The organism is Segetibacter koreensis DSM 18137 (assembly GCF_000374045.1).
Classification (GTDB): Bacteria; Bacteroidota; Bacteroidia; order Chitinophagales; family Chitinophagaceae; genus Segetibacter; species Segetibacter koreensis.
Genome location: NZ_KB893319.1, coordinates 1 through 14,022, shown reverse-complemented (window position 1 = coordinate 14,022; position 14,022 = coordinate 1). Strand labels below are relative to the sequence as shown.

General features: G+C 39.0%; 10 protein-coding genes. 1 reads left to right on the top strand and 9 read right to left on the bottom strand.

The annotated features are described in order from the left end of the window. Positions 1-36: 36 nt before the first annotated feature. The 8 genes from B154_RS0107085 to B154_RS0107050 all read right to left on the bottom strand — a co-directional run bounded on the left by B154_RS0107085 (position 37) and on the right by B154_RS0107050 (position 12,012). Entirely contained in the window at positions 37-1,863 is a 1,827-nt protein-coding gene (locus tag B154_RS0107085; protein WP_018612908.1) for a cytochrome c oxidase subunit I, read from the bottom strand. Positions 1,864-1,910: 47 nt separating this feature from the next. Next, the gene (locus B154_RS0107080) at positions 1,911-3,026 is read right to left on the bottom strand and encodes a cytochrome c oxidase subunit II (protein WP_018612906.1); all 1,116 of its coding nucleotides are present in this window, start codon (positions 3,024-3,026) and stop codon (positions 1,911-1,913) included. A gap of 46 nt (positions 3,027-3,072) precedes the next feature. Beyond that, the gene (locus tag B154_RS0107075; RefSeq protein ID WP_018612905.1) at positions 3,073-4,308 is read right to left on the bottom strand and encodes a hypothetical protein; all 1,236 of its coding nucleotides are present in this window, start codon (positions 4,306-4,308) and stop codon (positions 3,073-3,075) included. 41 nt (positions 4,309-4,349) lie between these two features. Then, positions 4,350-5,012 (bottom strand): c-type cytochrome, encoded by a 663-nt coding sequence (locus B154_RS0107070; protein WP_018612902.1) that lies wholly within the window; start codon positions 5,010-5,012, stop codon positions 4,350-4,352. Positions 5,013-5,033: 21 nt separating this feature from the next. Further along, positions 5,034-5,624, bottom strand: coding sequence for a DUF3341 domain-containing protein (locus tag B154_RS27885; RefSeq protein WP_018612899.1), 591 nt, complete (start codon positions 5,622-5,624; stop codon positions 5,034-5,036). Positions 5,625-5,715: 91 nt separating this feature from the next. Further along, entirely contained in the window at positions 5,716-7,155 is a 1,440-nt protein-coding gene (gene nrfD, locus B154_RS0107060; RefSeq protein ID WP_018612897.1) for an NrfD/PsrC family molybdoenzyme membrane anchor subunit, read from the bottom strand. A gap of 135 nt (positions 7,156-7,290) precedes the next feature. Beyond that, positions 7,291-10,617: a TAT-variant-translocated molybdopterin oxidoreductase gene (locus tag B154_RS27880; protein WP_018612896.1), complete on the bottom strand. Its 3,327-nt coding sequence runs from the start codon at positions 10,615-10,617 to the stop codon at positions 7,291-7,293. A gap of 126 nt (positions 10,618-10,743) precedes the next feature. Beyond that, on the bottom strand, positions 10,744-12,012 hold the full coding sequence (locus B154_RS0107050) for a c-type cytochrome (protein ID WP_018612895.1): 1,269 nt from the start codon (positions 12,010-12,012) through the stop codon (positions 10,744-10,746). A gap of 241 nt (positions 12,013-12,253) precedes the next feature. Here B154_RS0107050 and purN point away from each other — a divergent pair, with 241 nt between their 5' ends. Beyond that, entirely contained in the window at positions 12,254-12,862 is a 609-nt protein-coding gene (gene purN, locus B154_RS0107040) for a phosphoribosylglycinamide formyltransferase (protein ID WP_018612892.1), read from the top strand. Positions 12,863-12,912: 50 nt separating this feature from the next. Here the strand turns inward: purN and B154_RS0107035 are convergent, their stop codons facing one another. Further along, entirely contained in the window at positions 12,913-13,383 is a 471-nt protein-coding gene (locus B154_RS0107035) for a GNAT family N-acetyltransferase (protein ID WP_018612891.1), read from the bottom strand. Between the last annotated feature and the right edge of the window lie 639 nt (positions 13,384-14,022).

Here is a 14,022-nt window from a genome sequence, read left to right as displayed (position 1 = left end):
TATTATTTTCTGCTCTATCATTTTAGCAGATATTTTTTAATGAGTTACAGTTTCTTCTGCCCCTATCGGTGTTGTCTGAGCTATAAAGTCTTTACCGTCTTTACCATAGTCATACGGCCAACGATAAACTTCTGGTATTTCACCAATCCAATTTCCGTGTCCCGGATGAATAGGTGTAGTCCATTCTAAAGTAGTAGAACCCCAGGGGTTTTGAGAAGTCACTTTTCTTCCTTTAAAAATGGAATAGAAGAAATTGAAAAGAAATAAAAGCTGAACAGCAAAAACGATAATTGCAACGATAGTTATAAACAGATTTAAACCAGCAAACATTTTAAAACTCTCCCAGTTTGTATAATCATAATACCTTCGAGGCATACCCGCAAGGCCTTCATAATGCATTGGCCAGAATATCAGGTATGCACCTGTGAGGGTCACCCAAAAATGTATGTATGCAAGTGTATTGTTCATATATCGTCCGAACATTTTGGGGAACCAATGATAAATACCGGCGTACATACCAAATATACCCGCAACCCCCATTACAAGATGGAAGTGAGCAATAATGAAATAGGTATCGTGAAGGTGGATATCTAAGGCAGAATTACCAAGCCAAATGCCCGTTAGTCCTCCTGAGATAAACATACTCACAAATCCTATAGAGTAAAGCATGGCAGGGGTGAAACGTATATTACCTCTCCATAAAGTCGTTAACCAATTAAACACTTTTATAGCTGATGGAACAGCAATGAGTAATGTAAGTAATACAAAGAAAGATCCAAGGAAAGGATTCATGCCCGAAACGAACATATGATGGGCCCAAACAAGAAAAGCTAATACAGCAATAGCAAACAAGGAGCCGACCATAGCCATGTACCCAAAAATAGGTTTACGGGAATTTGTACTTAAAATCTCAGATACCATACCCATACCCGGTAGAATGATAATATAAACCTCCGGATGCCCCAAGAACCAAAACAAGTGCTGGTATAAAATTGCACTTCCACCTTCGTTAGGAAGGGCGCCAACACCATTTACGAAAATATCACTCAAGTAAAAACTTGTTCCAAAATTTCTATCAAAAATAAGAAGGATGAAGCCTGATAAAAGTACAGGAAAGGATAAAACTCCTAAAACTGCGGTAAAAAAGAAAGCCCAAATGGTCAAAGGAAGACGAGTCATGCTCATTCCCTTTGTTCTCATATTAAGTATAGTGGCAATATAGTTAAGCCCGCCCAATAACTGCGACACCACAAAAAGAGCCATACTTATCAGCCACAGGTCCATTCCTGTTTTAGAGCCCGGCGAGGCTGAACCAAGAGCGCTTAAAGGTGGGTAAGCTGTCCATCCCCCGCTAAAGGGACCATTCTCCACAAAAAGCGATGACATCATTATCACACCTGAAATGAAGAAGAACCAATAGCTCAACATATTCATAAACGGTGAAGCCATATCACGAGCCCCAACCTGCAAGGGAATAAGAAAGTTAGAAAAGGTTCCACTTAATCCAGCAGTTAACACAAAAAACACCATCACAGTTCCGTGAGTTGTTACAAGAGCATAATATGCATCAGCTGAAATATGTCCTCCTTTCGCCCATTTATTGCCAAGAAGCGTCTCAAGAAAAGGAAAGCTTGTGTCAGGATATGCAAGCTGAATACGGAAAAGTACCGACATTAAACCACCTATAACTGCCCATATCATACCGGTAATAAGAAATTGCTTTGCAATCATCTTATGATCCTGGCTAAAAATATACTTAGTTATAAAAGTTTCATGATGATGATGTCCTGCATGCTCACCATGATCGGTATCATGGGCCAAAATGGCCGAAGCGCCTGTATGTAAAATCTGTTCGTTACTCATACCAATCAAATTTACTTAATCCTTTATAGGATATTTTATAACATCTCTTATTTTAACTTATTTTGATTTCCGCCTAAAACAGCACTTGCACTTGCTGTTTTAACAGGAGCTGCGCTATCAACTTTAGAAGGCGTTGTCATCGGAGCAGCTGAAGGATCTTTGTCAGGAAAAGCAGAATAATAGTAAGGTTTTTGCTTTGCCATCCAAGCATCATATTCTTCCCTTGTAACTACCTCAATAACTCCTTTCATCGAATAATGGCCATTTCCGCACATCTGGTCACAACTAATTTCATACTGGAAATTTGCATTTCCGGTTTTTTCCCTCATTTCTGCAGTAGTATACTTTGGAGTAAACCATAAAGTCGTTGGAATACCAGGCACTGCATCCATCTTCATTCTAAAGTGCGGAAGACCTACGTCATGTATAACGTCTCTAGAGCCTATGATCAACTTCACAGGTTTGTTTTTAATTACATACATTGTTTGTTCCTGTACAATATCATCATATGCAGCGGGATCAGCCTTCTGATTAAACTCTTTGTTATCTGCCCAAACAAGACCTAAGGAATTTGTTGAAGGATCAATATTTCTAAAATACTTTTTACCAAATTCTTTATCTTTTCCTGGATATCGGAATATCCAACCAAATTGTCTACCGGTAACTTCAACGACAAGAGCGTTCTTCGGAGCATCACCGGTAAAAATGAACCAATTTCGTAGACCGATAACCACAAGAACTGAAAGAACAATGGCCGGAACAACTGTCCAAACAACCTCCATCGTATTATTGTGAGGAAAAAAGAAAGCTTTCCTGTTTTCTTTCTCCTGAAACTTATAAGCAAATGTGAACAATAAAATCTGAGTTATCAAAAAAACGATCCCCGTTATCACCAGGGTAATGTGCAGCATCTCGTCCACCTTTTCGCCTTCTTTTGATCCACTCTCACCAAGAACCCTTCCTCCAAGAATATGATGACAATAATAAACGCCAATTAACCCTAACACAAGAAAAATAATCATTAAAAAACCATTAATCTTATTGTTCTGCTTTCTTGAACTTTCCTCTCCCTTTAGTATAGATACATACTCACTTGCTTTGGCAATCTGAAAGATGACCACAAACACTAAAACTATGACCGCGATAACAAAGTATGTTGACATGATTGCTTCTAATATTTTCTATTCTATAAAAAAATCTGGTACAAAATTAAGTATGATGGATAATACTTTCTTTTAAGAAAGGATTATTTTTAGCAACCAAAGGAACTTTTGCTAAAGCTCTTCCAACAAAGAAGATGATCATACCTGCATACAAGGCCATTATTCCAAAATCGAGCAAACTTAATGTTACCTGGTCTCTTGAAATACTTGCCATTACCATCTGATTAAAATCTAGCCAATGACCAAAAAGGATAAGAATTGCCATAAAAGTCATCAACGTATAATTTCTTTTAGAACTTTTGGTCATTAAGATCAATAGAGGACAAACAAAGTTTATTACAAGATTAAGATAAAAAATCCCCTTCCACACTCCATGGTTTGTTCGTGGTTGAAAATAAGCAGTTTCTTCCGGCTGATTAGAATACCAAATCAGCATGTACTGGCTAAACCATAAGTAAGTCCAGAATATTGAAAAGGCAAACATAAATTTACCAAGATCATGCAGGTGTTCATCGTTAGTATACTCAAGATAGCCCCTGTTTTTTAGATAAATAACGAATATTGTAATCAATGCAATACCTGATACAAAAGCACTTGCAAAAGTATACCAACTGAACATGGTACTATACCAGTGCGAATCGATGCTCATCAACCAAAACCAGGGAGTGGTTGAACCTACTGTTAAACCGAACCAAACAGTAAACAACGAAGCAGTAACGGTGTTTTTCCACACCCACTTTTTACTTTGGTCAAGATTCATCGGAGACTCATCACTTTCGCGAGATAAAGATCTCATTCTCATACCCAAGTAACTCCACAAACCTATAGACAGGATAGTCCATACAACAAAGAAAACCGGGTTCAAAAATCCACTTTTCTTTTCAAGAATTTTATCTCCCTCTGGATTAACCCAATGATAAATAGGATTATGACCGCCATGATTTAGACCAAAAACAATATAAAACATAATAAACATAGCTATGACTCCAAAAATAGGAACCACGGCAGAGATAGCTTCCGGCACCCGTCGAAATACTACCTGCCAACCGCCATGTGCCAGAGTAGTAACACAAATAAAAAACATGCTGGCATTACAGATCAATAAGAAAAATACACTGTTGTATAATAAAGTTCCCCAAAATATGGCCTGCTGCTGTTCATCACTGCTCAAACCCTTTGTTATAAATCCGATAATGAAAGCGAGTAGACCCACGCCAATTAATCCCATTGACCAGGTTCTCATTTTTCCTGTTGTTTCAAATTGCTCTGAGATAGATGCCATTTTACTATTTTTTGCTTACTTACAGTTTATTTCCTTAATTACTATTTTGCTGTTCCAGGGGCAGCCGCAGCCTTGCCTGTAGTGCTTGTGCTGTCAGATGCTCCAGTGCTGGATTCATTTCCACCTTTAGCAGACTGTTGTTTCATTTTTATATATTGAGCCACCATCCAACGCTGCTTACGATCTAACTGAGAAGCATAGCTTCCCATAAGGTTTTTACCATAAGTCATTACATGATAAAGTGTGCCTTCAGGCAAACCCTCAATCTTAGGATCGCCAACTAACACCGCAGGTTTCGCTGCAAAAGGACCATTACCGCCCTTATACAATGGACCATTCCCATCTAATGCAGGACCATGACAAATAGCACAATTAATTAAAAAAAGTCTTTCTGCTTCTGTCATCTCTGCCCCATTTAATTTAGGAAGAGGATCAACAACTGATGCACTTTGCGCATATCCGGTGCTGTCATTTGGCAAATGATAAGGTAGTTCTTCCCCACGGCTTACCGTCCCTACCACAGGGCGGTTATTGTAGTTAATAGCCTTGGCCGATAAATTAGAATGGTCAGCATATGTCTCATAAGCACGACTGTAAGCCATATCAGGCATATAAACTCTTCCGGGCTTGCTGTGATCGTTACCACAACTAATCACTAAAAGTGCTGAAAAGGCAGAAAATATTATTATTGCTAATTTCTTCATTTTGTGTTATTCTTAAAAATTCTAATATCCGATAGAATGCGGTTCTGCATATAAATCCTGCTGTTTGTCGTACCTGCCAAACCACCAGCCAGACTCGGCAACCTGGTAATCAACTTCGACTGCTCCTGCATTGGACACGAAAGCCTTTAGGTCTTCTACATTTGTTCTGTCGGTACACTCTATAGCCATTACAAAAAGATCATCTGTAGCGCGAGGGTGAAAATGATGCTTTTTTACAAATGGGGCTAACTGGCATAAATAACAGAATGTATAAAACATTCCTACAGCAGAAAACAATACAGTAAGCTCAAATGTAATAGGTATAAAAGCAGGCAAAGGAAAATTCGGTTTACCACCAATGTTCATGGGCCAATCCTGGGTAAATATCCACCCCATACAAGAGAGTGCCGTAGTAGTTCCGGTAATGCCATAAATAAATCCGGCAGTATGAAGGCTTGTTTCTCTCATACCTAAAGCATGGTCGAGACCATGTACAGGAAATGGAGTATAAACATCCTGAATTTTATAACCTGCATTTCTAACCCTTTTAACAGCAGGAAATAAAACCTCTTCATCGTCAAAACATGCAACTACATATCTTTTTAGTGCCATAGTTTTTTAGCTTTAAACTGTCGGCCGTCAGCCTTACAACAGTCTTTTATTTATTTACAATTCACCCTTATTCTACCAAGGCAAATTTGAATTAATGAGCATACTCATGCGCAAACTCTTCCACTTGCTGATCTTCGACCTTGTCCATTTTCTCTTTCTGACTTTCGCCGGATGTTTTTAAGACATACTTAATCTCAGCAACTGCGATAGTTGGGAAGTATTTCGCAAAAAGGAAGAAGCAGGTAAAGAATAGACCAAATGTTCCTACATAAAAACCGATCTCCCATATAGAAGGACTGTAGTAGTAACTCCAACTACTTGGTAAGTAATCCCTATATATTGAAGTAACAATAATTACAAAACGTTCAAACCACATTCCTATGTTCACTATCACGCTCATAAAGAAAGTAAATGCGATATTACGTCTCAGTTTTCTGAACCAAAATACCTGGGGAGATACCACATTGCAAAACATCATTCCCCAATAGGCCCAACCATATGGACTTAAAATATTCGCACGACTATAAAAGAATGCGTATCCTTCATAATCATTTTTACTATACCATGCCATAAATAACTCAGTAAGATAAGCGCAGCCAACAATAGAGCCTGTCAACACGATTACTTTGTTCATCGCTTCTATATGGCCCAATGTTATATACTCTTGAAGGTTCAAAACTTTCCTTACCACTATTAAAAGTGTCTGCACCATTGCAAAACCAGAAAAAATAGCACCAGCCACGAAATAAGGCGGAAAAATTGTAGTATGCCAACCTGGAATTACAGAAGTCGCAAAGTCAAACGATACAATTGTGTGTACAGACAATACCAGAGGAGTTGCCAAACCTGCTAATACTAAAGACAATGCTTCGTGTCTTTGCCAATGTTTTGTACTTCCTGTCCATCCAAATGATACAATACCGTAAAGCAGTTTACGCAATTTTGTTTTTGCGCGGTCACGCACAGAAGCTAAATCCGGTATAAGTCCTGAATACCAAAATAACAATGACACTGTAAAATATGTTGAAATCGCGAACACGTCCCACAGCAAAGGAGAATCAAAGTTCACCCAAACCGGACCACGAGTATTTGGGTAAGGCAAAATAAAGAATGCCAACCAAACACGGCCCATATGAAATATAGGGAACTGACCAGCACACATAACGGCAAAAATCGTCATAGCTTCCGCTGCCCTGTTCACACCTGTTCTCCATCCCTGCCTAAAAAGTAGAAGGATTGCGGAAATCAAAGTACCGGCGTGACCAATACCCACCCACCATACGAAGTTAGTAATATCCCAACCCCAGCCTACAGTCTTGTTCAAATTCCATTGCCCCACGCCGTACGTCACTTCACGATAAAGACTGTAAACTCCAAATAAAAGCATTGCCACAGAAATAAAGAAGCCCACATACCACAATCGCCCCGGCTTTACCTCAATAGGACGAATTATGTCTTCTGTAACCTGGTGGTAATCTTTGTTCCCATCTACCAATGGTTCCCTGATTTGTGATTCGTACTTTAAATGCATCTGGTTTAGTTTAGAATCAGCTACCAGCTGATTTTAAATAATTTATTTAATCTTTTGACCTAGGCTATTAATCAACTATTTAACCTTCCGAGCCTTTTTATATCATTCTTTAGTCTAACTTCTTATTCGCCGGTTTTATTTATTCACAGGCTGCCCCTGACCTTCCTCTTGCTCTTCTTTTTTACCTTGTTTTCCGCCAATTGTTTCCTGTGTTTCTCCTTCTTCCGGCTTTAGGATAGTGTCATTATTTCTAACCTTAGCAAGATAACTTACATTAGGAAGTGTATGTATCATTTCAATAACATAGAACAACCTGTCCTGGTTATTTTCGCGGTGCTGATAAACCGCACTTTGTTTATTATTTACATTACCAAAAACAATAGCATCTGTAGGGCAGGCTTGTTGACAGGCAGTTTTCACATCAAACTCCCCGTTTTCTCCTGATTTTAATGGACGGCTTTCCTTCTTAGCTTTTAATTTACCATCCTGTAATCTTTGTACACAGAAAGAACATTTTTCCATTACCCCACGTGAGCGAACAGTAACATCAGGATTTAATACCATACGGGTTAAATCATCATTCATTATTAAAGAAGCGTCACTTAATACTTCCTTTTGGTTATCAGGGAAACTATCTGCTCCCATATAATCAGCCCAGTTAAATCTCCGAACTTTGTAAGGACAGTTATTGGCACAATACCTAGTACCAATACAACGATTGTATGCCATCTGGTTCAAACCTTCACTACTGTGCATAGTTGCGGCCACAGGACAAACGTTTTCGCAAGGAGCATTATCGCAGTGCTGGCAAAGCATCGGTTGAAATATGACATTAGGATTTTCAAGATCACCGCTAAAATAGCGATCAATTCTCAACCAATGCATATCATGAAATCTCGCTACTTCATTTTTACCAACAACAGCCACATTATTTTCTGCTATACACGCTACCACACAAGCCTGACATCCCGTACAGCTATTCAGGTCAACACTCATGCCCCATTTAATCCCCGGCTTAGGGAATAACGGATATAATGTCGCATCTCTTTCATAATTGTTGGTCTTTGGCGCAAAATCCTTATGCAATTCCTCTCTTCTCTCAAGAAACATCTCTGGCTCTTTCCGTAACGTTGCAAGAGTCGTTTCTAAAACCACTTCTGTACGATCTTCGTACGTTTGATGTGTCTGAGTTTGAGCCACTTTATATTTATAACCAGCAGCCGCAACATTAACTGAAGGAACAAAATAATCTCTTGTGACTCCATTAAACTGGACAAATGGAAACGCATTTTTTCCTGTTGCACCACCCGCCTTACCGATGTTTGTACGGGCTTTATCTATTTGAACTTTTCTTTTATCTTCATCATCTCCGTCTGAAGCAGCGTCAGCACCACGTCCATAGCCTAAAGCAACAGCAATTGTATTAGGGTTAGTACCAGGAACAATGATAACAGGTAGTTCAAGTACTTTTCCATTAACTGTGATTCTTACCACTTCCTTTTCAGGATGAACTTCATAATCATCTGAATCGCCCTTTTTCTGAAGGTCTATATTGAAAAGGCTTTTGGCTAAAGCGGGGGAAATAATTGCATAATTATCCCATGTAGCTTTTGTGATAGGATCTGGAGCTTCGTGCAACCATGGATTGTTCGCCTGTTGTCCTGCACCAATTGTCACCTTTTGGTAAAGTACAAGTTCTGTGTTACCACCTTTTTTCGCTGAACCTATAGCTGCTGCAGCCTGTGCAATAGGGCCGTTGTTAAAACTTGTTTTTCCTCCTCCTACATTTAAATCAATAATGGGAGCATTTGCACTTCTGGCTGTATCAGGAGAACTGGATGTTTGACTGGTAAGAACTGTCCTGGTGCTTACGCCTCCATGTATAACTCCATCCTGAAGGGCTTTGTCCCAATTAGCTTCACTTCCCAATTTTCCAATCCAGTATTGCTTCAAGAAAGCAAGATAATCAGTGGGAGCAGAGCTCCATTTCAACAAGCTATCCTGCCATTGCCTTGTTTTAAATAAAGGACTTATTGTAGGCTGAATTAAAGAAACGTAACCTGTTTTAGGTTCTGCATCTCCCCAGCTTTCAAGGTAGTTATGATCAGGAATAACATATTTACACAATTCGCTTGTCTCATCCATTTTTGTGTTAAATGACACAGCGAATTTCACTTTCTTTAAACCATCTATAAAACGTTTGCTATCGTAGTAGTTGTAAGCAGGGTTCGCTTCGTGAATCAACAATGCGCCTATTGTTCCCGCATTCATATCATCTACCAGCTTAAACATTTCTGCATCAATGCCTTGTTTCGTGTTATAGGTGGAAGACCAGCTTATAGTTGTTCCATTTGCTCCTATAAGCTCATTAATACCATTTATGATAATTTGGATATTCGGATCATTGCTGCCAGCCAAAACAATTCCAGCTCCTTTATTTTTTGACAAAGTTGCTGCTGTTTTCTGTACTGCCTGTTGCAAAGCTGTATCTAATTTAGGAGCAGTAACAGCGCCACCTAACGCCGCATACAACGCGAGAGCGACAGCGCCTGTATCAGATGGGCGGTGATGATATCTTTCATCTGCATTCGCTCCGGTCATGCTCATCATACTTTCGAACTGAATATGGCGACTCATTGTCGGATTCTTCATATTCAGCTTCCTTCCAATTCCGTATTGCCTGTTCATTTCAACAGGATTTACTCCGGAAGCCAAAAAATCTGAGCTTAAACTTACTATCACCTCAGCAGCAGCCAGATTCAAAGAAGGGATAGCCCGCTTACCATAAGTAGCTTCATTTGACAGCAACATACCGCTGCAACTAACAGCGTCATACGTAACATGACGGCTACCTGGATACTTAGCTAAAAACTGATCAATAACCAACCTGGTGGTAGGAGAAGTAACAGAACTAGTAAGTAATACGACCGGCGCATTTCCAATTCTGGCGAAGTCAGCGGCAACCAATTTATCAAAAGCATCAAAAGTGCTCACTTCTTTACCGTTTGCCATAGGATAAGGCAAGCGGCTTGTATCATACAAATCAAGTACTGAAGCTTGCATTCTTGGAGATGTACCACCAATTGTTACAGGTGATAATTCATTCCCTTCTATTTTTATAGGCCTGCCGTCTCTAACCTTAGCAATAGCAGGTGTAACCTCACCATCCTGCACAAACGTGGTTGCATAATAATTAGCAACCCCTGGTACAATATCTTCGGGTTTGTTTACAAATGGAATAGCTTTTTTAACGGGAACTTCGCAACTAGCCGCCACAGCAGCTGCTGCTGTGCTGAACCCCAAATATTTTAAAAAATCCCGGCGGGGAGTCTTAACTTCTAATAAACCTTTGTCATCAGCCTCAAACGGCAATTCTTCCTGGAACTCGTCTTGAGCAGCGGATTTGTAAGCGTTTGTTTTGTTCAGCTCTCCAAAACTTTGCCAGTACTTTTTTTGCTCCATAATTTATTTAAGTTGACAGTTGGCAGTTGACGGTTGTCAGTACCACCTTTTCTACATTATTTTTTAATTCTTCTAATTCTTTTATTGTATCACCTATACTTCTACTTCAAGAGTCGATAGCAAATATTAATAGTGACATTTCTGGCACTCTGTTCCTCCAATCTTCTCAACTGTAATACCTTTCGTGCTATCTATTCTACCATTTTTAAGGTCGTCATGGAACTTCTGATATATGCTATAAAATCCATTGTCTTTAAATTGAACTTGCGTTGTACGATGGCAGTTGATACACCATCCCATACTTAATTCTGCAAATTGATAGGCTACATCCATTTTCTGAACTTCACCATGACAGGTCTGACATTGTACTTTACCTGCTTTAACGTGCTGAGAGTGGTTGAAGTAAACATGGTCAGGAAGATTATGAACCCTTGTCCATTCAATAGGTTTTGCTTTATTAGGATCCCAAACTTTGGAAACAGCAGGATCAAAACCAGCGTATTTATATAACTTCTTTATCTCGGCACTTCCATCAACCTCTGTTCCGTCTTCTCTATAAATCTTATCCTTACCGGTATATTCATTAATAGCCATGTGGCAATTCATACAAATGTTTACTGAAGGAATATTTGCATGCTTGCTATCCTGCGCACCACCATGGCAGTATAGGCAACTTATCTGGTTTGTACCCGCGTGTACTTTGTGCGAGTAATAAATAGGTTGCTCAGGATGGTACCCTTTGGTACGTCCTAGCCCAATAGCTCCTGTCACCGTCAGGTAACCACCGATGCAAAATAGTAATATAGATAGAAGCGCTATGTAAGCTTTGTTTCTCCAAAAAGGAACTGGTTCCAAAGCAGGCTGTCCTTCTTTCTGGTCAGATAGTTTCTTTAAATTGCTGTTTACCTGTAACAGTATCAAAGCAACTACAGCGAGGATTAACGTAAGAATGCCAAAAAGCAATGTGTTATCTCCACCCTCAGTACTTGATGCAGCTTCAGCAGCTCCACCTCCTGCAGCCGCTCCTGGTGCAGGAACAGATTTTACATAAGCGAGAATGGCGTCTATTTCTGCATCCGTAAGATTTGGAAACAGGTTCATTTGCGTTTTGTTGTATTTTAAATACAACTCATTGGCGTATTTATCACCTGTCTTCAGAAATGCCTGGTTGTTATGTATCCACGCATGCAATTTCTTTTTATCTCCACCCCACCGCTCTTCTACGCCAGCAAGAGCAGGACCTGTCAGATCTTTATGTACCGCATGGCATGAGGCACAATTTGCAGAGAATAAAGCCTGGCCGTTTGCCTGGGCAGATATTTTATTACCAAATGAAGAAAAAATAACTAATACTAAACTAACTAATGTTTTTGCTACTCGTCTATGCTGAATCATATACACAAAAAGTTGTGCTTTGATGTGGAAAAATCTCCGGGAATGGGTGCAAAAATAGGGCACGATATTGACATATTATCAACATGCAAAAAAAAAATTTTTCCTTATCTGGTGCGGGTTTCAAGAGATTCGGTAAAAATTGATATAGTGATTGTCATTATTTTGTAACCAGATTCTTGTTATTTAAGTACCTCTAAAGCAAGGCTTTTTCTCACTCAAAAATTTGCTACATCTTTACATTATGCAAACCAGAACAAACTCACAAGAGAAAAATATCGGTTTTACAAAAATTGCAATATTTGCATCTGGAGCGGGCAGTAATGCCAAAAAAATTATTGAGCATTTTGGAAACAATAATCAAATAAGTGTAGGCCTTGTAGTATGTAATAAACCTGAAGCCGGCGTTCTTGATATTGCCGCAAAAGCTCATATTCCTGTTTTGATTGTCGATAAAGAGCAATTTTTTAGAGGCAACGGTTATGTGGATGAATTAAAACATAGTGGTATTGATTTTATTGTGCTTGCAGGCTTTCTTTGGAAAATACCGCAAAATTTGATTAATGCTTATCGCAATAAAATTATTAATATTCATCCGGCGTTATTGCCAAAATTTGGTGGAAAAGGAATGTACGGCTCAAAAGTACATCAGGCCGTAATAGCCGCTGGTGAAAAAGAAAGTGGTATCACCATTCATTATGTCGATGAGCATTATGACAACGGTGATATTATATTTCAGGCTTCATGCCCTATATTGTCCGATGATACGCCTGATACTTTAGCGCAAAAAATTCACAAGCTTGAGCATGAAAATTTCTCAAGAGTCATAGAAGAGTGTGTGAAAAAGGTTTGACGTTTATAGAAGGGTATTTGCAGAATTGATAATAGGAGATGTTGTTGGTGCTACAACACCTTCTGCATATATACAACATTTGGTAAAGGATTTTTATAATACGCTGATGTATTTTCAAATCCATGTTTTACATATAGTCTAATGGCCGGTTGCAGTCTTTCTAACGTATCCAGTACCATTTTGTTGTATCCTTTTTCTTTTGCTGCTGCCAGTAGTGCCTGCACCAGCAAGTCGCCCAACCCAACTTGACGAAATTGAGGACGTACATATAATCTTTTCATTTCACAAATGCCCTTTTCGCTTAACGGCTGTAATGCTATACACCCAGCTGGTTCATCATTGTAAAAGGCTAACAGTAAGCTGCCAGAAGGTGAACCATATTTTTTAAGGGGATTTTGTAATTCTTCATCAAAACTCTGGAAACAAAGATTTTCATTTAATTCCTTTAAGTATTCCTCAAACAAATCTCTAATAATGCTCAGCTCATTGCAGTCTTTTAATATAGGTTTTATAGTAATCATGAAAACTTGTTTTCTTGCCAATCAAAGGCTTTTTTATAATTACCTATTTTTAAAGTTTCCCGCTTTTTGACTTACAGCTGATTTTTGAGAAAATTTAAAAAATCTGGGTAAATTATTGTTCACAGCTACTATCAATATTTTATTATCACCGCCTTTTATTTCCTTTACATCTCTTACTGCGCCTCTTACATTTAACCCACTTTGCTCAGCTTTATTTGCTGTAAAACTGCCTTTGCCATTTCCTTTAAGAAAGACACCATAACTGGCATCATAGATACCCACTTCAGGTTTTGACTCATAAAAGTTCCCTCCCATTATGATGTCTGTTTTTCCATCTTTGTCAAAGTCTTCTGCTGCTATGCCATACATCGGCGAAAACTGTGCTTCGGCTGGCAAGGCCTTTTGCCTGAATGTTCCGTTTGTATTGTTGATAAATACACTGCTTTGCATCGTATATGCATCCAGCTTTANGGCTTTNCTTAATTGCTCNGGTGTAAATATATCCTGCACGGTCTGCTCTTTATAGCTTTCGTACTTCAGGTATTTCTTCTTTAGCATTGGAAGCACGCTTACAAGATCGTGTCGTAACACCATCGGGTAGGCGCTGTCTTTGTTGTAACAGGTCACTACCTGTTCTAT